The organism is Streptomyces sp. TE5632, assembly GCF_054061295.1.
This window is the reverse complement of sequence record NZ_JBSSEA010000003.1, coordinates 1,778,645-1,801,949: the sequence shown is the minus strand read 5'-3', so window position 1 is coordinate 1,801,949 and position 23,305 is coordinate 1,778,645. Positions and strand designations below refer to the sequence as shown.

Here is a 23,305-nt window from a genome sequence, read left to right as displayed (position 1 = left end):
GCCCCCTTCCCCGAGTTCGGGAGGGGGCCCTGCCGCGTCAGGACCAGGTGAAGGCCGGGTTGACCTTCATGCAGGCCGTGTCGTCCGCGCCGTTGAGGGCCTCGGCCGACTCGGGGGTGGTGTCGTCCTGTTCGGGGGCCTCGTACGTCGTCCCCTCACGCCAGTCGGCGCCCACGACGAGCGTGACGCCGGAGACGTCGGTGGACCGCCGCACCGAACTCTCCGGAATCCCCAGGGACTCGGCGACGCGATGCGCGTCGCCCTCCAGGTCGGCGCTCGGGTACCGCACCACCGTCCGCTCCCTGCTGAGGGAACCGGCGGTGTCGGCGAACGCACCGGTGAAGCCCTTCTCCCGCAGGATTCCGGTCACGGTGCTCGCGCGGGCGGGCGCCGCGGCCAGGGTGTCGGTGCGGGTGCCGTTGACGACCTGGACCGCGATCTCGGCGTCGGGGGCGGCCGGTTCGGTGGACGTGGCCTTCTCCTCGGCCTCCGTCGACTTCTCGTCCTTGCCGTCCAGCGCGATGTCCTCACGGACCAGCCGGAAGAGCTGCTCGGCGTCCTCGGTCGGCTCCACACGGGCGCCCACGTACCGGTTCGGCATCGTGGTCATGGTGACGCGCTCCGGCTCCACCTTGCGCAGCTCGTTGCTGAGGTCGTACAGCTTCTTGACGGTGTCGAGGCCGGGGTCGACGGTGAGCGCCCGGGTGGCCTCCTCGGCCAGCCTGCGCAGCTTGTTGGGGCTGCTCAGGGTGGCGTTCTCGCGCAGCTCGCGGACCAGCGAGTTCATGTACATGTGCTGGGCCTTGGCGCGGGCGAGGTCGCTGCCGTCCTCGAAGCCGTAGCGCGTGCGCAGCCACTGCAGGGCCTGTTCGCCCTTGACCGGGTGGGTGCCCTCGGGCAGCTTCAGTCCGGAGCCGTGGCCCTTGCTGTCGCGGGAGAGGATGTTGGCGTCCACGCACACCGGGACGCCGCCGACGGCGTCCGCCATGGCGACCACGCCGGCGAAGTCGACCATGACGAAGTGGTCGATGTGGATGCCGGTGAGCTCCTGCCAGGTGGCCACGGTGCAGCCCGGACCGCCGTGCCCGAGGCTCTGGTTGGTCATGGTCCGCCCGTTGCTCGCCTCGTACACGGTCCCGTCGTCGGGGTCGGTGCACTTGGGGATCTGGACGAGGGTGTCGCGGGGCATGCTGATCACGGACATGTTGGTCCGGTCGGCGGACAGGTGCAGCAGCATCTGCACATCGGCCAGCGGGGTCGAGCCGAACGTCTCGCGGGCGCCGCCGAGTTGCTGGTTCTCCTCGCTGTCCCGGGCGTCGGAGCCGATCAGCAGGATGTTCAGCGGGGTCTGTCCGGCGGCGTTCGGGGTCGGCTCGGCGACCTTGTTGTCGCCCAGGTTCAGCGGGTTCTGCTTGATGTTGTCGTTCAGGTGCCGGTAGTAGACGTAGCCGGCCCCGGCCGAGCCGACGAGGAGCAACGCGAGGACCGCCGCGAACCACTTGAGCATCCGGCGCCGCGGGCGGTGGCCGCCGTCCGCACCGGACGCCGGTATGTCGCCGCCGTCGCCGTCGGACGCTTTGTCGGCCGGGCCGTCGGTCGAACCGTCGTCCGGTTCACGCCGGTCGTCGCGGAGTGTCCTCCGCGCGGCGCTCTGCGTCACTACCGCCGTCCTCCCCACCCCTGATACTCCTCGCGTCATGGAACAAGGCCCGTCCTGCGTTGTGTTAGACGCACGACGGGCCCGTCAGTTGCACGCGGGACGCAACCGATTCAACAACTTTTGGCGAGGGTTCCGCACTCGCTCGGCTGAGCGTCAGCTCGCGCACTCCACCTTGTCGGCCGTGGACTTCTCCACGTCCAAAGCCCCTGCCGCGGAGCCGTCGAGCTGTGCCCCGGCGTCCGTGAAGTCCTCGCCGAGGGTCAGTGTCATCGCGGGCAGGCCCTGGGAGTTGGTGGTGCTCTCGCCGGGCTTCATCCCCGATCCGGACAGGCCGAGGATGTCGGCGAGGCGGCGGGCCTGGTCGGCCTGGTCGGGGGCGTACTCGAGGGTGGTCTTCTTCAGTTTCTTCGGGGCGTTGCCGGCGTTCTCCGACTTGCTGACGCCCTCCTTGAGCTGGAGCCGGTTGAGCATCTGCTGGGCGCTGCCCGGCGGGGCGCCGCCGTTGAAGACCCGCACCCGGACCTCGGAGGCCTCTGCCTTGGGGCCCTTGAGGCGGGCGGCGACGGCGGTCTTCTTCTCCTTCTTCCGCTGCTCGACCTCGGTCAGCGACACGTCGTTCGCGATCGCCGCGAAGAGCTGGGGCGCCTTGGCCTCGTCGAGGACGACGGTCGCCTTCACCGTCTCCGCGGGGTTGTCCTTCACCGGCACCGTGGTGAAGGAGATGTTCTTCGGCGGTACCTTCTTCAGCTCCAGGGCCACGTCCTTGAGCGTGCTCACCTTGCCGATACCGGTGTCCACGGTCAGCGCCTTGGTGGCGGCATCGGCCAGCTTCACCAGCCGGGTGGGGCTGGTGAGGGTGTCGCCGGAGGAGATCTTGCGCATCAGCGAGGCCAGGAAGTGCTGCTGCACCTTGATCCGGTCGAGGTCGCCCTCGTTGCCGAAGCTGTGCCGGGTACGGACGAAGGCGAGGGCGTCCTCGCCCGCCACCGTCGACTCGCCCGCCGGCAGCTTCAGCTTCGACTGCTTGTCGTCGACCGCGTGCTCCAGGCACACCTTGACGCCGTCGACCGCCGTGGTGAGGGTCTTGACCGCGTTGAAGTCGGCCATCATGAAGTGGTTGACCGGGATGCCGGTGGCCTCCTCCACGGTGCGCATCGTGCAGCCCGGATCCCGGCCGCCCTCGCCGAGGCTGCGGTTGAACCGGGCGCCCTGCAGTCCCGGGATCACCTCCTGGGTCCCGTCCTCCAGTGTGGTGGGGCAATCGGGGATGTCGACGATGAGGTCGCGCGGGATGCTGAGCGCGGTGGCGTTGGTGCGGTCCTCGGAGACGTGCAGCAGGATCGTGGTGTCGGCGTGCCCGACGCTGTTCCTGTCGCCGTAGCCCTCGTTGCCGGCGCCGGTGCGCTTGTCGGTGCCGAGGACCAGGATGTTGAAGGCCTCGTCCTTGCTGAAGTTCCCCGAGCCCGCGTCGCCGACGTCGGTCGTGTGGACGTTGCCCTCGAGGTGCTTCAGATAGAGGTAGCCGGCCGTGCCGGTGGCGAGCACCACGAACGCCATCGCCCCGCCCGCCCACAGCAGGGCCTTCCTCGCCCTCGGCCTGCGCTGGGCCGGCCGGTTGCCGCGCCGTCCGGGCAGCACCTCGGGGGCACCGCGCCGCCGCGGCGGCGGGACCTCACGGCCGGGCGCCCGGGTACGGCCGGGCATGGCGTCGGCGGGGTAGTGACCGCTGCGGCGGGGGCCCGGGACGGGTGACTGGGGTGCGGAGGGGCCCAGCCGCAGTTCGTACTCACCGGTGGCCGGGTTGAGTATCCATTGGTCTGCGGGGTCGACATTGTCCGCCCGCCCACGGCTCTGCGCGTCCACGCTCGTCCGAATCCTCCGTCCGGGCCACGCGGCGCCCTCCCCCTCCAGAGGGTGTCCGCGCGTACTGGTCACCACCGTGCGCGACGCCAGGACGGTCCTCGCGGCCGGGGCACTGGAGCGTTCACATTAGCCGCCCGGCTGAGCGGGAAGTGGCTTCAGTGACGAATTCCTCGCCCCCGGAACGGGGCAAACCGCCCTATTGGGTGGGGAAACGGCACCGTCGGCGCCTGCCTGCCGGGCAAGGCTTCTGGCGCCCCGCCCGGCAGGTCACTTGGCGCACTCGACCTTGTCCGCCGTGGACGCGTCCTTGACAACGTCGTCCGGTGCCTTGGACGGAGCCGTCAGGGATATGCCCGCGCCCTTGAAGTCCTCGCCGAGGGTCAGCGTCATCGTGGGCAGGCCCTGGGCGTTGGTGGCGCTCTCGCCGGGTTTCATCCCGGATCCGGACAGGCCGAGGATGTCGGCGAGGCGGCGGGCCTGGTCGGCCTGGTCGGGCGCGTACTCGAGGGTGGTCTTCTTCAGCGTCCTGGGGGCGTTGCCGGCGTTCTCCGACTTGCTGACGCCCTCCTCGAGCTGGAGCCATCTGAGAGTGTCCTGGGCGCTGCCCGACGGGGCGCCGCCGTTGAAGACCCGCACCCGGACCTCGGAGGCCTCTGCCTTGGGGCCCTTGAGACGGGCGGCGACGGCGGCCTTCTCCTCCTTCTTCTCCTTCTTCTCCTTCTTCTCGACCTCGGTGAACGACACGTCGTTCTTGATCAGGTCGAGTATCTGCGGCGCCCTGGACTCGTCCACGACGACGGTGGCCTTCACCGTCTCCGCGGGGTTGTCCTTCACCGGCAGGGTGGTGAACGTCAGGTTCTTGACGTTGAGCTTGCCCAGCTCCAGACCGAGGTCCTTCAGCTTGTTGATGCTGTCCAGCTGGGCGTCGACGGTGAGTGCCTCGGTGCTCGCCTCCGCGAGCTTGACCATCTTCGTCGGGCTGGTGAGGGTGTCGCTGGACTTCAGCTGCCGCATCAGCGCGCCGAGGAACTGCTGCTGCACCTTGATGCGGTCGAGGTCGCCTTTGTTGCCCCACGCTTTCCGGGTGCGGACGAACGCCAGCGCCTGCTCGCCCTCGATGGTGTGGGGGCCGGCGGTCAGCTGGAGCTTGGAGTCCCGGTCGTCGACGTCCTTGTCGAGACAGACGTCGACCCCGCCGACCGCTGTGGTCAGCGTCTTGACCGCGTTGAAGTCCGCCACCATGAAGTTGTCCGGTGTGATCCCGGTCAGCTCGGTGACGGTGCGCATGGTGCAGCTCGGCGTACGTTCCTGCTGGCCGAGGCTGGTGTTGAAGCGGTCCCGGGAGCCCGGGATCACCTTCTGGGTCCCGTCCTCCAGTGTGGTGGGGCAGTCGGGGATGTCGACGATGAGGTCGCGCGGGATGCTGAGCGCGGTGGCGTTGGTGCGGTCCTGGGAGACGTGCAGCAGCAGCGTGGTGTCGGCGTGCCCGACGCTGTTCTTGTCGCCGTAGTCCTCGTTGCCCGCACCGGTGCGCTTGTCGGTGCCGATCAGCAGGATGTTGATGGCCTTGTCCTTCTGGAAGCCACCGGTGCTCGCGCCGTCGTCGGGGATGGCGTCGATGTTGTCGTTGAGGTGCTCCAGGTACAGGTAGCCGCCCACGCCGGTGGCGAGCACCACGAACGCCATCACCCCGCCCGTCCAGAGCAGGACCTTCTTCGCCTTCGACTTCTTCTTCGCCGGGCGGCGTCCGCGCCGGCCCGGCGGCGGCTCCTCCGGCGCACCCCGGCGCCTGCGCGGCGGCGGTGCCTCACTTCCAGCCGCCTCGGGTTCGGTCGCCCCGCGTTCGGCCGCCCTGCGGCCGGGAGGCCGTTCCGGCGCGCGTCCGGAAGCGGCCGCGCGCCCGGGAGCGTCGCCGCGACCACGCGGTGCGCCCGCGCCCCTGCCCGCACCCACGCCGGCGGGGCGCGGTCTACGGGGAGAAGGGATCGATGACTGCGGTGCGGAATCGTTCAGCCGCAGTTCGTAATCGCCGGTGTCCGGGTTGAGCACCCACTGGTCTGCGGGGTCCATGTCGTTGCCCCGCTCACGGCCTTGCGCGTCCACGGTCGTTTGAGTCCTCCGTCGGTGCCACGCGGCGCCCTTCCCCTCCTGGGCGCTCGGTCGGTCACGCAGTGCGCGACTGCAGGACGAACCTCGGGTGCGCGCGCACCGGAGCGCTCACACTAACGGCACCGAATGACTTCCGGCGACGCCGGTGGCACATTCCATGTCCCTACAACTGGGCAATTCGCGCATATCCCTTGACGTGACTTCACGATCTTGGGGTCGACTGTGCGTCGGCTTTACGCGCAGCCGTCCTCGGCCGCCGTGTTCCCGGAGAATGTGGGCGTGGGGGAAGGGGGCCCGGACGGCTCCGCGGATTCCCCCCGAGTGACCTTTCCGTCACTGTCCGTGCCGCCGTCGTCCGAATTCCCGGACGGTGTGACGGAGTCGGTTCCGGCGCCGGGGCCCTGCGTCGCCTCCTGTGCGACCGTCACCGAAGCGTCCCTGCGCAACCGCTCGAACAGGGCCTCCGCCTCGGGCTGGGAGAGTTGGTCCCGATTGGCGTCGGCGGCATACGGCTCCCGTGGGACGGTGAGGAATTGCACACGTTCCGTCGGAATCTCGCGCAGCCCGCGGACGAGTTCGTACAAACCGCGCAGACTCGCCAGTTCCGGGTCGGTCGTCAACGCCGAAGTGGCCGCGTCCAGAACGGGATACAACTTCACCGGATTCAGCAGAACGTCATTGCCGCGCACCTTGTTGACGAGCGCTCCGAGGAACCGCTGCTGACGTTCCATACGGTGTGTGTCGCTGCCGTCACCGAGCGATTTGCGGGCGCGGACGTAACCGAGGGCCTGTTCCCCGTTCAGCGTCACCCGGCCCGCGGGCAGTCTCAGTTTCGCCGCCTTGTCGTCGATGGGTTCGCGCAGGCACACCTCGACGCCGTCGACGGCCTCGACCATCTCCTTGAAACCGTGGAAGTCCACGACGATGTGATGGTCCACGCGAATGCCGGTGAGTTTCTCGACGGTGCGGACGGTGCAGGCCGAACCACCCCGCTGGAAGGCCTGGTTGAACATCGTGAACACGGGCTCGGCGCGGGTGCCGTCCCCGCGCAGACAGCCCGGCACGGCCACCATCAGGTCACGGGGCAGGGACACGGCGGTGGCGCTGCGCCGGCCCGCCGACAGATGCAGCAGGATCGCGGTGTCGGACCGCTCCGTCCCCGAGTCCCGGCCGTAGTGGCGGTTGTCGTCCCCGGAGCGCGAGTCCGAGCCGATCAGCAGGATGTTCCGGGCCTCCTTGACCAGCGCGGTGGGCCGTTCCCTCTCGAACCGAGCGAGTTCGGCCGCGGCCGCCTCGTCCGGCGTGATGTTCCCGTCGAGCTTCACGTACACCGCCCACCCGGCCCCGGCGGCCAGGACGAGCAGCGTGGCGAGACCGAGCCCGGTGCCCCGCACCCACCGTCGCCGCCTGCGCCGTGTCAGCCCCGTCCCGCTCGCCGAGGCTCCCGTCCCCGGCCCGAGGGCACGCACGCCCTCCGCGCCCGCGGGGGACGTGCCTGCGGTGTCGCTCATGACCGGTCCACCCCTCACTGCGTACGGCGTGCGGTGGAGGCCGTACGTGCCGTGCGTGCCGCTGATACGACGATGCCCCGGATGCGGGGCGGAGGCGGGCACTGCTGAGCCGTACGGGGGAGGGGGTGCGGCGAACGGGGTACGGCCCGGCGGGTTCGGTTTGGACGAGTCCGTCCGCGCCGAACGGGTCCGGGCCGCGGCGAAGCCTCCCGCTAGCGGGAGATGACCGTGACCCGTTCGCTCTCGACGCGCTTGTCCAGGGCCTCGTCCCCGAGCCGGTCCAGGTTGCGGCACAGGACCACCGAACCGCCGGTCGCCAGCGGCCCGTACAGGCCCGCGTGCAGGCCCTCCCACGTGTCGTACGACAGGCCCGACAGGATGCGCGAGCCCGGTCCGGTCAGCCCGAGGTCCGTCGCCTCCGCGCGGGCCCGTTCCACCACCTCGGCCCCGGTGAACTCCCGCCCCGCCGCGATCAGCGCCGGAGCCTCGGGGTCGACCGGCGCGTACGGCGCGAACCGGTCGCCCTGCCCCGGCACCTCCACGGCGTAGTCGGCGAAGCCCTCCGGAGGCTGCGGGAATCGTCCCCCGAGCGGCCTGAGCGCCAGCGCGATCCGCGCGCCCGAGCACGCCCGCGCGGCCTCCAGCGAGTCCGGCCCGCTCACCACGATGTCGGCGGCCGCCGGGTCGCCGGACACGTCCGCGACCGCGCCCATCGACGCGCACGCCAGCAGCCACACGGCCGTCTGCCAGTGCGCGGGCAGCAGGAGCGACACGCGGTCGCCCGGCTCGGCGGACAGTTCGTCCTGGAGCAGGTTCGCGGTCTTGGCCACCCAGTTGGCGAAGGTGGCCACGGACAATTCGACGCGTTCGCCCGTGGCGTCGTCGTAGAAGGTCACCAGGGGGCGGCCCGGGTCCGCGGCGAGCGCGGAACCCAGCAGGTCGGCGGGGGTGCGGTCGGTGGCGTTCACCCGCGCAAGGGTACGCGGACGCGGCTGTGCGCACCGAGTGGCGGGGGTGCCGGTTCGGTGGAACGGCCCCGACAACCCGTCAACTCCCCGATGGACATATTTGTATGAATATGTCCAAGATCAGGGGCATGCGTAGAATTCCTGCTTCCGCCATCGGTGTCACCTGCGCGACCGCTCTCGCGCTCCCCCTTGCGCCGTCCGCCGTCGCGGCGACCACGGGGCCGGGGCAGCCGGCCCGGGCGGCCCCGCGTGCGGCGGTGACGGCCGGGTCCGGTACCACGGGCGGCACCGAGTCGCTGCCTCTGCAACCCCTCGACCCCGACCGTGCCTCCGGCGCCGCCACGTTCGGCCTGACCCCCCGGGCCGTACGGAACTTCTCCCTCCTCGGCGTCGTCTGGGACGACCCCACAGCCGAACTCCACGGCCAGGTCCAGGTCCGCACCCGCGCGGCCCGCACCGGCTCCTGGTCCGACTGGCGGGACGTCGAGGCCCGCAACGCCGACCACGCGGCCGACCCCGGCACCCCCGGCGACGGGGAACGTGCCTCGGGCCGGGTCCGCGGCGCCACCGCACCGCTGTGGGTGGGCGACTCGGACGGCGTGGAGATCAGGGTCCTGGCGGAGTCCGGAGGTTCGGGGCGCACCGGTACGGCTGCCGAGCACGCCGAGCACGCCGAGCACGCCGAGAACGCCGAGCACGCCGAGCACGCCGAGCACGCCGAGAACGCCGAGCACGCCGAGCACGCCGAGAACGCCGAGCACGCCGAGCACGCCGAGAACGCCGAGCACGCCGAGCACGCCGAGAACGCCGAGCACGCCGAGCACGCCGAGAACGCCGAGCACGCCGAGCACGCCGAGAACGCCGAGCACGCCGAGCACGCCGAGCACGCCGAGCACGCCGAGCACGCCGAGCACGCCGAGCACGCCGAGCACGCCGAGCACGCCGAGCACGCCGAGAACGCCGAGCACGCCGAGCACGCCGAGCACGCCGAGCACGCCGAGCACGCCGAGCACGCCGAGCACGCAGTGCTGCCGCTGCCGTCCGGGATGCGCCTCGAACTCATCGACCCCGGTGAGGGCACCGCGTCGGCGAACGGCACGGCAGACGGCGCCGCGGACGGCGCGGGCGCACAGCGGAAGGGCGCAGTCGCGCGACAGCGGGCGAATCCGTACGTCGGCCCGCGCCCCGACATCGTCACACGGGCCGACTGGGGGGCGGACGAGAGCCTGCGGGCGAAGGAGTTCGTCTACACGGACGAGGTCGGTGCGGCCTTCGTGCACCACACCGCCTCCGGCAACGACTACACGTGCGAGGAGGCGCCTTCGCTCATCCGCGGTATCTACCGCTACCACACGGAGAGCATGGGCTGGCGGGACATCGGCTACAACTTCCTCGTCGACAAGTGCGGAAAGGTCTACGAGGGCCGTGCCGGGGGAGTGGCGGAGCCGGTCCTGGGCGCCCACACTCTGGGGTTCAACTCCAACAGCATGGGGGTGGCGGTTCTCGGCACGTACGACTCCACGGAACCGTCGGACTCGGCGGTGAAGGGCGTCGCCCGGCTCGCCGCGTGGAAGCTCGGGCTGTACGGCGTGGATCCGAACGCGGAGACATATCTGACGTCCGGCGGTGGCAATCTCTACGCAAAAGGCACGAAGGTACGACTGAACGTGATCTCCGGCCACCGGGACGGGTTCAACACCCTGTGCCCAGGGGGGAAGCTCTACGACCAGCTCGGCATCACCCGCTCCACGGCGGCCGGTTACCAGGGCCGCTGATCTGCGCGGAGCCGCCGGGCCGGGTCCCTTCCTGCCGGAGACACACCGTCGAAAGCGCTGTGGAACGGTCTGCATAAACTGGCCGGCCGAAAGACAGTTCGGCCGGTCCCGGCAGGAAGCAGAGACGACAGGTGACAGAAGCGATCCTCCTGGTCGGCGGCAAGGGCACGCGGTTGCGCCCGCTCACGGTGCACACACCGAAGCCCATGGTCCGGGCTGCCGGGGTGCCCTTCCTCACGCACCAGCTGGCGAGAGCGAGAGCGGCGGGCGTCGAGCACATCGTCCTGGCCACGTCCTATCTGGCCGAGGTCTTCGAACCGTACTTCGGCGACGGGTCGTCGCTGGGGCTCCACATCGAGTACGTGACGGAGGTGGAGCCGCTCGGCACGGGCGGCGCGATCCGCAACGTCGCGTCCCGGCTGCACTCCGGCCCGGACGAACCCGTGCTGATCTTCAACGGCGACATCCTCACGGGCCTGGACATCCGGGCGTTGGTGCGCACCCACGAGACGACGGGCGCGGACGTCTCGCTGCATCTGACGAAGGTGACCGACCCACGGGCGTACGGACTGGTCCCCACGGACGACACGGGCAGGGTCCTGGCGTTCCTGGAGAAGCCGCAGACGCCCGAGGAGATCGTCACCGACCAGATCAACGCGGGGGCGTACGTGTTCCGCCGCTCGGTCATCGACACGATCCCGACGGGCCGGCCGGTGTCGGTGGAGCGGGAGACGTTCCCGGACCTGCTGTCGGCGGGGGCCCACCTCCAGGGTCTGGTCGACTCCACGTACTGGCTGGACCTCGGCACCCCGGCCGCCTTCGTCCGCGGCTCCGCGGACCTGGTGCTGGGCCGCGCCCCGTCCCCGGCGGTCCCCGGCCGTTGCGGCGACCGGCTGGTCATGCCGACGGCGAGGGTGGCACCGGACGCCAAGCTGGCGGGCGGGACGGTGGTGGGCGAGGGCGCGTTCGTGGCGGAGGGCGCACGCGTCTTCGGCAGCACGATCCTGCCGGGTGCGGTCATCGAACCGGGCGCGGTGGTCACCGACTCGCTGATCGGCACACGCGCGCGGGTGGGGGAGCGGTCGGTCCTCACCGGGACGGTCATAGGCGACGGCGCGGTCATCGGCGCCCGCAACGAACTCCGGGACGGGGTGCGGGTGTGGTGCGACGCGCGGATACCGGCGGGGGCGGTGCGGTTCTCCTCGGACGAGTAGCCGGGCGGAAACCGGCCGTGTACCGGCCCGGTGCGGGACCGGGACGGCTGAAGGCTCGGGCGGTTGAAGGCTCGGGCGGCTGGGGCTCGGGCGGTTGAAGGCTCGGGCGGCTGGGGCTCGGGCGGCTGGGGGCTCGGGCCTCACAGCCGTCCGATGTCCCAGCGCGGCCTCTTCGGAGCCCGCCGAGCCGGCGTTCTTCCGCTCAGCAGGATCAGCCGGGCCGCCCGGTGCCGCTGCCCGGCGTACGGCTCCAGCAGTTCGAGCATCACCGCGTCGTCCGCGTCCCGGTCCCCGGCGAGGGCCCATCCCACGATGCCCGGCAGGTGCAGGTCCCCCACGGTCACCTCGTCCGCCGCGCCGTGACTGCGCTGCACCGTCTCCGCAGACGTCCACGGGCCGATGCCCGGCACCAGCTCCAGCCGTGCCCGCGCCGCCGTCGGAGCCATCCCGGCCGCCTCCTCCAGCCGCGCGGCGACGCGCACCGCCCGCAGGACCGTGGACGCCCGCTTGTCGTCGACGCCGGCCCGGTGCCACTCCCAGGAGGGGATCAGCGCCCAGGTCCGGGGTGACGGCATCACCGACATCCGTTCGGGCGCGGGCCCGGGTGCCGGCTCCCCGTACTTCCGTACCAGCAGCCGCCATGCCCGGTACGCCTCGTCCGTGGTGACCTTCTGCTCCAGGACCGACGGGATCAACGACTCCAGTACCAGCCCGGTCCGCAGCAGCCGCAGTCCCGGACGCCGGTGCCGGGTGAGCGCCAGCACCTTGTGCCGGGGGACGAAGGCCGCCGGGTCGTCCGCGGCCCCGAGCAGGTCCGGCAGCCGCTCCAGGAGCCAGCCGGCGCCGGGGCCCCAGGCCTCGCCCCGCACCTCGCCACCGTGCCGCGTCACCCGCAGCGTCCCCGGCCCGGTGGGCGTCAGGCTCGCCCGCCAGACGGAGCCGTCCGGCAGCGCGCGGAACGTCGGGTCCCCGGGTCCGCGCCGCAGCGGCGCGAGGACCAGACCGAGGTCCAGCGGCCCGTCCGGCACCCAGGTCCGCACCAGGGCCGGGACCGGTGCCTGGCGCGGCACTCCCATGGGTACGGCGGCCCGTCCGCCTCGCACGGTCGTGCGAGCGGGCCGGGGAGCGAAACGTCCTGCCACAGAGAGTTCCGGGGAGTGGGGAAACGGGAGATGCGGGAAAAGAGAGAGGAGAGCGCGGGAAGCCCTACCGGAGCGGGGCTCCGCCCGGCCGGTGGGCGGGGGCTCCTACGAGGGTAGGCGTCCCGCGCGCCCGGCTCACCGCACCTCGATGAACGCGCTCGCGTCCCGCTCCGGTCGTGGCCGGGGGTCCTCGGCGGGATGGCCGACCGCCACCGCGCCCATCGGGTCCCAGTCCGCGGGCAGGTCCAGGACCTCGCGGACCACGTCCCGGCAGAACATCGTCGACGACACCCAGGCCGAGCCCAGCCGCTCACCGGCCAGGGCGACCAGGAAGTTCTGCACGCCGGCGCCCGTCGCGACCACGAACATCTCCCGCTCGGCGGCGTCCCGCCGCGCGTCCCCGTAGGTGTGCGAGCCGTCCATGACCAGGCAGGGCACGACCAGACAGGGTGCGTTGCGCAGGACGTCGCCGCGGCGGACGCGCTTGGCGATGGACTCCTCCGTCTTCCCGTCCCGGCGCAGGTCCGCGATCCAGGCGTCCCGCATGGCGTCCAGCAGACGGACACGGGACTCCGGGGACTCCAGCAGGACGAAACGCCACGGTGTGGTGTGGTGCGGTGCCGGAGCCGTCACGGCCGCGGCCACCGCGCGGCGCACCGACCCCGGGTCGACGGGTTCGTCGGTGAAGGCCCGTACCGTGCGGCGCCGGGTCACCGCCTGCCGTATCGCCTCCGACGTGCCGAGCCGGAACATGTCGTCGCGGGAGTCTCGGACCAGGGCCCGTGCGCCGTCGCCGTGGTCGTCGTCGGCCGTGACCAGGCCGGGCAGCCCGCGGACGACGGCCACCGGCAGGCCGGCGGCCTTGCCCTTGACCAGGTCGCCCGCCGCGGCGAGTTCGTCGGCGGTGGCGACGACGGTGGCGCCGAGCTGATTGCCGTGCGCGTCCGTGCCGCCGCGCAGGTCGTCCAGTACGTGAACGCCCGCGGCGCCGATCGCGACGTCCGTCAGCCCTGCGCGCCAGGGGCGCCCGAAGGTGTCGGTGACCAGCACGCCGACCGTGACCCCCAGGGCGTCGCGCAGGCCCTCGCGGATCGCCCGCGCGGACCCGTCCGGGTCCTCGGGCAGCAACAGCACCGTGCCGGCCGGGGTGTTGGACGCGTCGACCCCGGCCGCGGCCATGACGAGGCCCTGCCGGTTCTCCACGATGCGCAGGGCCCCGCGCCGGGCCACCACCCGTACCGTCTCCGCGTCGATCGCGGCCTCCCGGTCGGACGCCTCCAGCATCCGGCCCTCCGCCTTGGAGACGATCTTGGAGGTGACGAGCAGCACATCACCGTCGGCCAGCCCCGGCTCCGCGGCCGCGATCAGCTTGGCCAGGTCGTCCCCCTGCCGGACCTCGGGCAGGCCCGCGACGGCCCACACCCGGTATCCCGCGGACGCCGCGCCGCCCGCGTGCGGGTCGTCGTGCACGCGTGCGTCGTTCACGTCGTTCAAACCGACCGCACCTCCTCCGCCAGCGCCAGCGCCTCCCGCGCCATCCGCGTGGTCGCGTCGGCGTCGGTCATCATCAGCGGCACCGCCCGGCAGCGGATCCCGGCCTCCTCGACACGCTCCACACAGGCCGCGTCGACCGTGTCGACCAGCCAGCCGTCCAGCAGGCCCGAGCCGTAGTGCTCGGCCACCGCCGGTGCGGTGGACTCGACGCCGACCGCCGCGAGCACCTTGTCGGCCATGCCGCGCACGGGCGCGTCCCCGACGATCGGCGACAGGCCGACCACCGGCACGCCCGCGTCGGCGATCGCCTCACGGATGCCGGGGACGGCGAGGATCGTGCCGATGGAGACGACCGGGTTGGACGGCGGGAAGAGGATCACGTCCGCCCCGGTGATCGCCTCCAGTACGCCCGGCGCCGGTTTGGCCTGCTCCGCGCCGACCGGCACGACCGCTTCGGCCGGGACCGACGCCCGCAGCCGTACCCAGTACTCCTGGAAGTGGATCGCCCTGCGCTCGCCGGGTCCCGCGGCTCCCGCCTCGGACCCCGCCGCCGGCCCCGTCGTCGAGGCGGTCGAGCCCGCACCGGTCTCCGCCGTGGTCCCCGCCGAGTCGTCGGCGGGGAGGGTGACGGCGACATGGGTCTCGACGCGGTCGTCGGTCATCGGGATCAGCCGGACGCCCGGCTGCCAGCGGTCGCAGAGCGCCTCGGTCACCGCGCTCAGCGGATATCCGGCGGCGAGCATCTGCGTCCGCACGATGTGGGTGGCGAAGTCCCGGTCACCGAGCCCGAACCACCCCGGGCCGACGCCGTACGCCGCGAGCTCCTCCTTGAGGCGGAAGCTCTCGTCGGTCCGCCCCCAGCCCCGCTCCTCGTCGATGCCGCCGCCGAGCGTGTACATCACCGTGTCGAGGTCCGGGCAGACCTTCAGCCCGAAGAGGTGGATGTCGTCCCCGGTGTTGCCGATGACCGTGATGTCCGCGTCCGGCGCGGCCCGCTTCAGACCGCGCAGGAAACGGGCACCGCCGATGCCGCCTGCCAGAACCACAATGCGCATGGGAAACAGTGTCTCAGCCGCCGGGCCGGCCGTGGCACCGTCTCAGACGGTCAGGGTCCCGGGCACCGGCCGTGCCTCGCAGTGCGGGGCGAGCGGGCGCATCGGCATCTCGGTCAGGCCCGGGTAGTACACGTGCAGGCTGACCGCCGACTCCAGTGTGTCGTTGACGACCTCGTGCACATAGCCGGGCGGGAACACCCGCTCCGTACCCGTCGTCAACGCGCGTGTGCCGCGCCCGGTGCGCTCGGTGAGGGTGCCGTCCAGGACGGTCATGACTCCGGAGGAGGGGCCGTGGCCGTGCGGTCCGCTGCCCTGGCCGGGAATCCAGGACAGCAGCCACACCTCGTAGCCGATCGGGGTCTCCTCGGCTCGAGCGGAGCCGAGGCCTCGGGGGACGGTGCGCAGCCGGTGGTACCAGCGGCTGGTCGCGTCGTACCGCACCAGGTGCTCCCACGATGAGCGGTCGGCGGCGAGGGAACGGGCCAGCCCGACGAACTCGGCGACGGTCGCCGGGTGCTCGCGCGGGGTCTGCAGCAGGTGCGGGACTTCGAGGATGTCGCCGGCGATCTGGAGGTCGCTGTCGCTGTTCATGGGATGCGGTGTTCCTCGGCGGAGAAGCGGTCGGGAAGCAGTGAGCGGAATAGGGAGGGAGGGGAAGGAGGGGAGGGAGGGGAGGGAGGGGAGGGAGGGGAGGAAGGGGAGAGACGCGAGGGGGACTACAGCGTGTGCTGTCGCGTGCGTCCGGGTCGCGGACGGCGGCGAGGAGTGCCCCGGTGGGAGCGGAGGGAACCGGGCTGAAGAAAACTGGCCTCGAGTCGAGAGTGACTCGAAGGGTCGGAGCGCGTTGGGCTCAACAACCGGAACAGTGACAGCTACAGCGAGCGCGGGCAGCACCGAGGGACCCGGCGGAGCGGGTCGAGGCGAGTGCCAAGTTCGCGAGCATGCCCACAAGGACAGCGGTTCACACCTTCAGTGTCAACTCGACGCCCGGATCGTGGGACACGGTTCACTCCATCCGGTTCACCTGCGGGGCGAAAGGTTTGTTCGTGTGATTCCGGGGACACAAGGTGCGCACAGCCGGGCACGCAAGTGCTGTTGCGGTCCTGTGATCCGAATGTGATCCGGCGCGCCGTGGTGCCGGTGCGACAACGGGGTCGATCGACCGGGCGTCCTCCCTGGTGGAGGGTTCGCGCGGGGTGGGAGGCTCTGCCAGGGCCGTCGGTGTGTCAAGGTTTATGGCGATTTGAACACTTTCGGCTTGGGCTTGGTTCCGCAGAGTGAATAAGGGCGCCAATAGCAGATCTCAGCTTGACTCGCCCGAAGCAGCACACTTGTAATTTCACTCGTGTCGTTTGGCCGGGACAGGTAACGGCAGCGTCACGGGGACACGAAAGACAGACGAGGGGCGCACATGACGGAGCTGGTGCAGCAACTGCTGGTCGATGACGCGGACGAGGAACTCGGCTGGCAGGAGCGCGCGCTGTGCGCCCAGACCGACCCCGAGTCGTTCTTTCCCGAGAAGGGCGGTTCCACCCGGGAGGCCAAGAAGGTCTGTCTCGCCTGTGAGGTTCGCTCCGAGTGCCTTGAATACGCCCTCGCCAACGATGAGCGCTTCGGCATCTGGGGCGGCCTGTCCGAGCGGGAGCGGCGCAGGCTGAAGAAGGCGGTGGTCTGAGGGTGCCGCCGGTGAACGGTGCGTCACATCCGATGCGCCGCATCCGTATGCGCGCCATGTCAGCGTATGTGTCAGATGTTCTGCATGTGTGCATATCGTGCATGTGTCGAGTGCGGCCCGTCGCGGGTGGGTTGTCCACAGGCGGCGGGCCGCCTTGCCGCCCAGCCGATAGTGTGGGCGCTCGTCCGAGACGTCACGCCGCCCCCACCGGGCACGGGCGTCCCCCACAGTCCACCGAACCGGGGCCCGTACCTCGATGTCCGTGCACAGTCACCCGGCAGCCCGTCAAGACGTAGCTGCCGCTCCAGAGTTCCCGCGTCATGTGGTGACCGCGGTCCTCGTCTCCCACGACGGAGCCCGCTGGCTGCCCGACGCGCTCGCCGGGCTACTCGGCCAGGAACGTCCCGTCCAGTTCGCCATGGGTGCCGACACCGGCAGCGGTGACGACTCCGCCCGACTGGTCACCGAAGCCCTCGGCGACGACCACGTCCTGCACCTCGCCCGGCGCACCGGCTTCGGCCAGGCCGTCGAGGAGTGCAACCACGCCGCGCCGCACCTCACCCCGGACGACCTGCCCTACCTGAAGCGGCCGAGCGGCTGGGACCCGGTCACGCGCAGCTGGCACGACGACGCCTACGACCTGCCCGACCTCCCGCACGGCGAGCCGGTGCAGTGGCTGTGGCTGCTGCACGACGACTGCGCCCCCGAACCCGACGCGCTGGCCCGGCTGCTGAGCGTCGTGGACAACGAGTACGAGCTCGGCCGTGACGACGTCGCCGTCGTCGGCCCCAAGCTGCGCGGCTGGTACGACCGCCGGCAACTGCTGGAGGTCGGCGTCTCCATCGCCAACTCCGGCCGCCGCTGGACCGGCCTGGACCGCCGCGAACAGGACCAGGGCCAGCACGACCAGGTCCGGTCCGTGCTGTCGGTGTCCACCGCCGGCATGCTGGTCCGCCGCGACGTCTTCGAACAACTCGGCGGCTTCGACCGGCACCTGCCCCTGATGCGTGACGACGTCGACCTGTGCTGGCGCGCGCACACGGCGGGGTACCGGGTGCTCATAGCCCCCGACGCGGTCGTGCGGCACGCCGAGGCTGCCTCCCGCGAGCGCCGCGCCGTCGACTGCGTGGGCCGCACCGCCGCCTCCCCGCACAAGGTGGACAAGGCGGGCGCCGTCCACACCCTGCTCGTCAACACCCGTACCGCGGCCCTGCCCTGGGTGCTGCTGCGGGTCGTCCTCGGCACCCTGCTGCGGACCCTCGCCTACCTCGTCGGCAAGGTCCCCGGGCAGGCCGTCGACGAGATCCGCGGTCTCATGGGCACCCTGCTGCGGCCCGAGCGCATCCTCGCCGGACGGCGCCGCCGCGGCAGCCCGCAGGTCGACAAGGGCGAACTGCGGCCGCTGTTCCCGCCCCCCGGCGCGACCATCCGCGTGACCGTCGAGCAGGCCGCGAGCAGCCTCGTCGGCCGCTCCGACCCCGAAACCACCTCCGGTGCCGGACGGCACGGCGGCGCCGTCGAGTCCGGACCCGGCGGGGACGACGCCGACTTCCTGCAGGTCGAGCAGTTCGCCCGGCTCAAGCGGATCGCCCGCAAGCCCGGCCCGGTGCTCTTCCTGGCCCTGCTGTTCATCTCCCTCGCGGCCTGCCGCGAGCTCCTCGGCGGCGGCGCGCTCGCGGGCGGCGCACTGCTCCCCGTCCCCGCCGACTCCGCCGACCTCTGGGCGCGGTACACCGACACCTGGCACGCGGTGGGCGCCGGCGGCACCGGGTCCGCGCCGCCCTACCTCGCCGTGGTGGCGGCCCTGGGCACCCTGCTGCTCGGCTCCCCCGGGGTTGCCGTAACGGTCCTGCTCGTCGGCTCGGTGCCACTGGCCGGCTTCAGCGCGTACTTCGCCTCCCGCCCGCTCGTCGAGTCCCGGCTGCTGCGCGCGTGGGCCGCCGTCGCCTACGCCTTCCTGCCCGCCGTCGCCGGCGCCCTGGCAGGCGGCCGGATCGGCACCGCCGTCCTCGCCGTGCTGCTGCCGCTGATCGCCCGGGCGGGCATCGCCGCGAGCGGACTCACGAACCCCCCGGACGTCCGCGGCAGTTGGCGCGCGACCTGGGCGTACGCGCTGCTGCTCACCGTCACCACCGCGTTCACCCCGATCGTGTGGCCCATCGCCCTGGTCCTCGGCATCGGCGTCCTCGCCCTGCGCAGGTCCGACCTCCCGGCGTACGGGCTCCGCTTCCTCGCCCAGCTCGGCACTCCGCTGCTGGTGCTGGCCCCCTGGTCGCTGTCGCTGCTCCCGTTCGGCTTCTTCCAGGAGGCGGGCCTGGAGTACGGCCCCTCCGCCGCCTCCGCCCTCGACCTGCTCGGCGCGAGCCCCGGCGGGCCCGGCGCGGTCGGCGGGGCGGTGCTCATCGGCATCGTGCTCGCGGCCCTCGCCGCCCTGCTCCGCTCCGAGCGGAATCTCGCCATCCGCGCCGCCTGGACGGCCGCCCTGGTGGGACTCGTCTTCGCGGTCCTGTCCAACGGCTCCACCTGGGCAGGTCCCGCGACGCTCGTCTACGGCATCGCCCTGCTGGCCGCCGCCACCCTCGGCGCCGACGGGGCACGCGCGCGTGTCGCCGAGCAGAGCTTCGGCTGGCGTCAGCCGGTCGCCGTCCTGATCGCCCTCGCCTGCGCGGTCGGCCCGCTGCTGGCCGCCGCCGGCTGGGTGATCCGCGGCGCCGACGGACCGTTGCAGCGGCGCGACCCCGTGCAGGTGCCCGCGTTCGTCGCCGAGGAGAGCGGCACCCGCGACCAGGCCCGCACCCTCGTCCTCGACAGCGACTCCGCCGCCCGCGTCGACTACGTGCTGGTCCGCGGCTCCGGCGCCCGGATGGGCGACGCCGAGATCGCCGCCTCGGACAGCGGGAACAGCGGGCTCGACAAGGTCGTCGCCAACCTCGTCGCCGGTTCGGGCGCCGACCAGGCCGACCAGCTCGACGGATTCGCGGTGCGCTACGTCCTCGTCCACCCGGGCGCGCCCCGCGACGTGACCCGCGTCCTGGACGCCACTCCCGGCCTGACCCGGCTCAGCCAGCAGGCAGGCGGCGCGCTGTGGCGCGTCGACCAGGACGTGGCCCGCGCGAGCATCGTCCCCGGCAAGGGGAGCGAGGGCGAGTCGCAGCCCGTGGCCGCGGGACCCGTCGAGATCCACACGAAGATCCCGAACGGTTCCGAGGGGCGCGTCCTGCGCCTGGCCGACTCCGCGGCCGAGGGCTGGACCGCCACCCTCGACGGCAAGCCGCTGACCCCCACCACGGTCGACGGCTGGGCCCAGGGCTTCGAACTGCCCGCCACCGGCGGACAACTGGACGTCACCTACGACGACCCGATCACCCACACCGCGTGGCTGTGGGCGCAGGGCCTGCTCGCCGTCGTCCTCGTCGTCCTCGCCCTGCCCGGCCGGCGCCGCGACATCGACGACGACCTGCCCGAGGAACCGGCCGTCGCCGCCGAGGCGCTCGCCGGTGACGGCCGCCGCGCCCGCCGTCTGCGCGCCCAGGCCGAGGCGGAGGCGGAGGCCGCCGCCGAGGCGGCGGGCACGCACGGGGAAGCGGGTGAGGACACGGGCACGGAGGACGACGACGGGTTCGACACCCAGCCGGAGCCGGCTTCCGGGGCCGTTCCGCAACAGCGGTCCTACGACGAGTGGGACGCGTCGAGCTATCCGGCCCCCGAGCCCGAGTACGACGGCGCCTACCCCGCCGAGCAGTACCAGCAGCAACAGCAGTACGTGACGGACGGCTACGGCGGGACGTACCCCGCGGATCAGTACCAGGGCGGCCAGTACGACCCGTACGCCTACGACGGCACGCCCCAGCAGCAGCCGCCGTACGACCCCGCGACGTACGGACAGGGCTACGAGGGCTACGACCAGACCTACGCGCAGGGCTACGACACGTCGTACGACCCCGAGCAGCCGCACCGTCCTCAGCCGGGCAGTGAGCGTTCCGACGGGAGCCAGCAGTGAACCGCACCACCCTGTCCCTGATCGCGGGAGCCACCGCACTCGCCGCCGTCACCGGCTTCGCGGTACTGTCCGCGCCGGACCCCACGGCCGCGGAGGACGGCGTCGAGGCCGCTGCGGCGCACCTGCCCGTGGAACGCACCAGCCTGCTGTGCCCGACGCCCAGCACCTCCGACCTCGCCGAGACGACGTACACGTCCTTCACGCCCGTCACCAAGGGCGCGGAGGGCGAGGGCAGGGCCGAACTCCGGTCGGCTGCCGAGGGCCGGTCCGCGGCGGAGGACGCGAAGGACGGCGACGGCGAGAAGGCCGCCGACGGCGAAGAGCCTGCCGACGGCGAAGAGCCTGCCGACGGAGAAGAGCCTGCCGAGGACGGCGGAGAAGCCGCCGATGGCGAGAAGACCGCGGACGCCAAGAAGGCCGAGAAGCCGGTTCTCGAGCCCAAGGAACCCGGCAAGCCGGTCGTCGCGGACGTCTCCGGAGGCGAGGAGCCGGCGCTCGTCGGCACCGCCGAGGGCCGCCTCGCCCCGGGGTGGACCGTGCAGCAGACGACCGAGGTCGCCGCGGGCATCGGCCGGGGCCTGCAGGGCGTCAACTGCGCCGCCCCCGACACGGAGTTCTGGTTCCCCGGCGCGAGCACCGCGACCGAGCGCACCGACTACGTCCACCTCACCAACCCCGACGACTCCGCGGCCGTCGTGGACATCGAGATCTACGGCAAGGACGGCGCCCTCGAGACGGAGGCGGGAGAGGGCATCACGGTCCAGCCGCACTCCGCCGAGCCGGTGCTGCTGTCCACGCTCACCGACGAGGAGCAGACGGATGTGACCGTGCACGTCGTCGTCCGCAGCGGGCGGATCGGCGCGGCCGTGCAGGCCCTGGACGACACGCTCGGCGGTGACTGGCTCACCGCGTCGGCCGACCCCGCGGGCAGCCTGGTCCTGCCCGGCATCCCCAAGGACGCCACCGCCGTGCGCCTGGTCGCCTTCACCCCCGGTGGTGTGGACGCCGACCTGAAGGTGCGGCTCGCCTCGCCCTCCGGGCTGATCACACCGGCCGGCAACGAGACGGTGCATGTGAAGGGCGGCATGACGACCGCCGTCGACCTCGGCGACGTCACGCGCGGCGAGGCGGGCTCCCTGGTCCTCACGCCGACGGGCCGCTCGGTGCCGGTCGTGGCGGCGGTCCGGGTGCTGCGCGGCAAGGACGGCAACCAGGAGTCGGCCTTCGTGCCGGCAGCCCGCCCGGTCGGCCTGCGCGCCACGGCCGTCGGCAACACGGCCAAGGGCAGCACCCTCGCCGTGACCGCGCCCGAGGGCGCCGCCAAGGTCAAGGTCACCGCGTCCGCGGGCAGTGAGGGCGGTGACCCGGTGTCCGAGACGTACACGATCAAGGCCGGCACCACCCAGCACATCGAGCTCCCGGCCCCGGACGGCGTCAAGGGCACGTACGCCCTGACGATCGAACCCGAGTCGGACGGCACCCCCGTGTACGCGTCGCGGACCCTCTCCGTCACCGACGACAGCCTCCCGGCCTTCACCGTCCAGACCCTTCCCGACGATCGGGGCCTGGTGGCGGTGCCGAAGGCGGAGGAGAACCTGTCGGTCCTGCAGAGGTAGGGGCCCTTCGGCAAAGCGGGCGCCGGAGCCGCCGCTCAGTCCTCCCCGTACCGGGGATCGACGGTCTCCGGCGTCAGCCCCAGCAGCTCGGCGACCTGCTCCACGACGACCTCGTGGACCAGCGCCGCCCGCTCGTCGCGTCCCTTGGTGCGGATCTCCACCGGCCGGCGATAGATCACGACCCGCGCGGGGTGCCCCTCCCGGCCCGGCACGGTGCCGCCCAGCGGCACCGCCTCGTCGCTCCACTGAAGTCCGGGCCCGTCCAGCCGCGGCACCTCCAGGACGAGGAAATCGATGTCGGTCAGTTGCGGCCAGCGCCGCTCCAGCCGCTCCACGGAGTCCTGCACGAGATCGGCGAAGGTCTCCGCGCGGCTGGCGGCGAGCGGCACCTGGGGCGGTGCGATCGGCCCACGCATGCCCCGGCCGTGGCGATCACGGCGGCGGGGCCCGCGGTCGGCGGCACGGGGAGTCACAGGGGTGTCCATCAGGGTGAAGGGTAGTCTCCGGCGGTCCGGCGCGCCCGGCCCCCACACGGCCTCGGGACCGCGACACCCGCATGGCGTCGGGGCGCGGTGCCGGTCTGCCCGGAACGGCATGTCGTCACATGACCATTCCGGCCAAGGTTCGGTTCGATTCGATATCTTTCGCGGGCCGGTGATCTCAAGGTATTTGACGGTGTTTGTACCAACTGATGACCGGAACAGGGGGCGCGAGTACCTCGAACGCGGGCGTCGAGGCAGGTCAACGGCGTGTGCCCGCGGGGGCGGGTGAGGTGTTTCAGGCCACGACACGAGGGAATGCCGGGGTGGGGAGTCTTCGCGACCCGCTCAAGAGTGCGGTACCGTCCAACATCGTGAGCCCTGTACGTCGCTGTTCGCGCACCGCTTGCGGCCGTCCCGCCGTCGCGACGCTGACGTACGTCTACGCCGACTCGACCGCGGTCCTCGGCCCGCTCGCCACCTACGCCGAACCCCACTGCTACGACCTGTGCGCCGAGCACTCCGAGCGCCTCACCGCGCCGCGCGGCTGGGAGGTCGTCCGCCTGCTCGACGGTTCGGCTCCCGCGCAGCCCAGCGGGGACGATCTGGAAGCGCTCGCGGACGCGGTGCGCGAAGCCGCCCGCCCCCAGGAGCGAGCGGTCGGTGGTGCGGGGCGCGGAGCGGACCCGATGGAGGTCGCACGCCGCGGCCATCTGCGCGTGCTCCGCTCTCCCGACAACTGAC

The 23,305-nt window shown here is 72.2% G+C and carries 16 protein-coding genes; 6 read left to right on the top strand and 10 right to left on the bottom strand.

All coding sequences use genetic code 11. The features are described 5' to 3' along the window. Positions 1 to 37: 37 nt before the first annotated feature. The 5 genes from ACVW19_RS13220 to ACVW19_RS13200 all read right to left on the bottom strand — a co-directional run bounded on the left by ACVW19_RS13220 (position 38) and on the right by ACVW19_RS13200 (position 8,111). Complete coding sequence (locus ACVW19_RS13220; protein ID WP_457459495.1) at positions 38 to 1,660, bottom strand: LCP family protein; 1,623 nt, start codon at positions 1,658 to 1,660, stop codon at positions 38 to 40. Between the two features lie 153 nt (positions 1,661 to 1,813). After that, positions 1,814 to 3,523 carry an LCP family protein gene (locus ACVW19_RS13215; RefSeq protein ID WP_457459493.1) on the bottom strand — a complete coding sequence of 570 codons (1,710 nt, stop codon included), beginning with the start codon at positions 3,521 to 3,523 and terminating at the stop codon, positions 1,814 to 1,816. A 267-nt stretch (positions 3,524 to 3,790) separates the two neighbouring features. Beyond that, positions 3,791 to 5,626 carry an LCP family protein gene (locus ACVW19_RS13210; RefSeq protein ID WP_457459491.1) on the bottom strand — a complete coding sequence of 612 codons (1,836 nt, stop codon included), beginning with the start codon at positions 5,624 to 5,626 and terminating at the stop codon, positions 3,791 to 3,793. A 239-nt stretch (positions 5,627 to 5,865) separates the two neighbouring features. Next, complete coding sequence (locus tag ACVW19_RS13205) at positions 5,866 to 7,143, bottom strand: LCP family protein (RefSeq protein ID WP_457459489.1); 1,278 nt, start codon at positions 7,141 to 7,143, stop codon at positions 5,866 to 5,868. Positions 7,144 to 7,355: 212 nt separating this feature from the next. Then, entirely contained in the window at positions 7,356 to 8,111 is a 756-nt protein-coding gene (locus ACVW19_RS13200; protein WP_457459487.1) for a TIGR03089 family protein, read from the bottom strand. Positions 8,112 to 8,239: 128 nt separating this feature from the next. Here ACVW19_RS13200 and ACVW19_RS13195 point away from each other — a divergent pair, with 128 nt between their 5' ends. Beyond that, on the top strand, positions 8,240 to 9,886 hold the full coding sequence (locus ACVW19_RS13195) for a peptidoglycan recognition protein family protein (RefSeq protein WP_457459485.1): 1,647 nt from the start codon (positions 8,240 to 8,242) through the stop codon (positions 9,884 to 9,886). A gap of 131 nt (positions 9,887 to 10,017) precedes the next feature. Beyond that, on the top strand, positions 10,018 to 11,100 hold the full coding sequence (manB, locus tag ACVW19_RS13190) for a mannose-1-phosphate guanylyltransferase (RefSeq protein ID WP_457459483.1): 1,083 nt from the start codon (positions 10,018 to 10,020) through the stop codon (positions 11,098 to 11,100). 140 nt (positions 11,101 to 11,240) lie between these two features. Here manB and ACVW19_RS13185 read toward each other — a convergent pair whose 3' ends face one another. The 4 genes from ACVW19_RS13185 to ACVW19_RS13170 form a co-directional block, all read right to left on the bottom strand. Then, a complete protein-coding gene (locus ACVW19_RS13185; RefSeq protein ID WP_457459481.1) occupies positions 11,241 to 12,242 on the bottom strand; it encodes a DNA-3-methyladenine glycosylase family protein in 1,002 nt (333 codons plus the stop codon). Between the two features lie 135 nt (positions 12,243 to 12,377). After that, positions 12,378 to 13,727, bottom strand: a complete 1,350-nt coding sequence (locus ACVW19_RS13180; protein WP_457464588.1) for a coenzyme F420-0:L-glutamate ligase — start codon at positions 13,725 to 13,727, stop codon at positions 12,378 to 12,380. Between the two features lie 5 nt (positions 13,728 to 13,732). Beyond that, positions 13,733 to 14,791 carry a 2-phospho-L-lactate transferase gene (locus ACVW19_RS13175; RefSeq protein ID WP_457459479.1) on the bottom strand — a complete coding sequence of 353 codons (1,059 nt, stop codon included), beginning with the start codon at positions 14,789 to 14,791 and terminating at the stop codon, positions 13,733 to 13,735. A gap of 42 nt (positions 14,792 to 14,833) precedes the next feature. Beyond that, positions 14,834 to 15,382, bottom strand: a complete 549-nt coding sequence (locus ACVW19_RS13170) for a cysteine dioxygenase (protein ID WP_457459477.1) — start codon at positions 15,380 to 15,382, stop codon at positions 14,834 to 14,836. Positions 15,383 to 16,202: 820 nt separating this feature from the next. On the opposite strand from ACVW19_RS13170, the gene ACVW19_RS13165 reads away from it, so the two are divergent. The 3 genes from ACVW19_RS13165 to ACVW19_RS13155 all read left to right on the top strand — a co-directional run bounded on the left by ACVW19_RS13165 (position 16,203) and on the right by ACVW19_RS13155 (position 22,082). Beyond that, positions 16,203 to 16,466, top strand: a complete 264-nt coding sequence (locus ACVW19_RS13165; RefSeq protein ID WP_109380992.1) for a WhiB family transcriptional regulator — start codon at positions 16,203 to 16,205, stop codon at positions 16,464 to 16,466. 256 nt (positions 16,467 to 16,722) lie between these two features. Then, positions 16,723 to 20,466, top strand: a complete 3,744-nt coding sequence (locus ACVW19_RS13160; RefSeq protein ID WP_457459476.1) for a glycosyltransferase — start codon at positions 16,723 to 16,725, stop codon at positions 20,464 to 20,466. Further along, on the top strand, positions 20,463 to 22,082 hold the full coding sequence (locus ACVW19_RS13155; protein ID WP_457459474.1) for a DUF5719 family protein: 1,620 nt from the start codon (positions 20,463 to 20,465) through the stop codon (positions 22,080 to 22,082). Before ACVW19_RS13160 ends, ACVW19_RS13155 begins: the two co-directional genes overlap by 4 nt. A 35-nt stretch (positions 22,083 to 22,117) precedes the next feature. On the opposite strand, the gene ACVW19_RS13150 is transcribed toward ACVW19_RS13155, so the two are convergent. After that, entirely contained in the window at positions 22,118 to 22,567 is a 450-nt protein-coding gene (locus ACVW19_RS13150; RefSeq protein ID WP_457459472.1) for a metallopeptidase family protein, read from the bottom strand. Between the two features lie 320 nt (positions 22,568 to 22,887). Here ACVW19_RS13150 and ACVW19_RS13145 point away from each other — a divergent pair, with 320 nt between their 5' ends. Next, positions 22,888 to 23,304 carry a DUF3499 domain-containing protein gene (locus ACVW19_RS13145; RefSeq protein WP_457459470.1) on the top strand — a complete coding sequence of 139 codons (417 nt, stop codon included), beginning with the start codon at positions 22,888 to 22,890 and terminating at the stop codon, positions 23,302 to 23,304. Position 23,305: the final 1 nt, after the last annotated feature.

Bases quoted from the DNA above. Each gene is read 5' to 3' on its own strand.
- ACVW19_RS13150 (WP_457459472.1), bottom strand. From the start codon at position 22,567: ATGGACACCCCTGTGACTCCCCGTGCCGCCGACCGCGGGCCCCGCCGC.
- ACVW19_RS13160 (WP_457459476.1), top strand. From the start codon at position 16,723: ATGTCCGTGCACAGTCACCCGGCAGCCCGTCAAGACGTAGCTGCCGCT.
- ACVW19_RS13175 (WP_457459479.1), bottom strand. From the start codon at position 14,791: ATGCGCATTGTGGTTCTGGCAGGCGGCATCGGCGGTGCCCGTTTCCTG.
- ACVW19_RS13195 (WP_457459485.1), top strand. From the start codon at position 8,240: ATGCGTAGAATTCCTGCTTCCGCCATCGGTGTCACCTGCGCGACCGCT.
- ACVW19_RS13170 (WP_457459477.1), bottom strand. From the start codon at position 15,382: ATGAACAGCGACAGCGACCTCCAGATCGCCGGCGACATCCTCGAAGTC.
- ACVW19_RS13165 (WP_109380992.1), top strand. From the start codon at position 16,203: ATGACGGAGCTGGTGCAGCAACTGCTGGTCGATGACGCGGACGAGGAA.
- ACVW19_RS13205 (WP_457459489.1), bottom strand. From the start codon at position 7,143: ATGAGCGACACCGCAGGCACGTCCCCCGCGGGCGCGGAGGGCGTGCGT.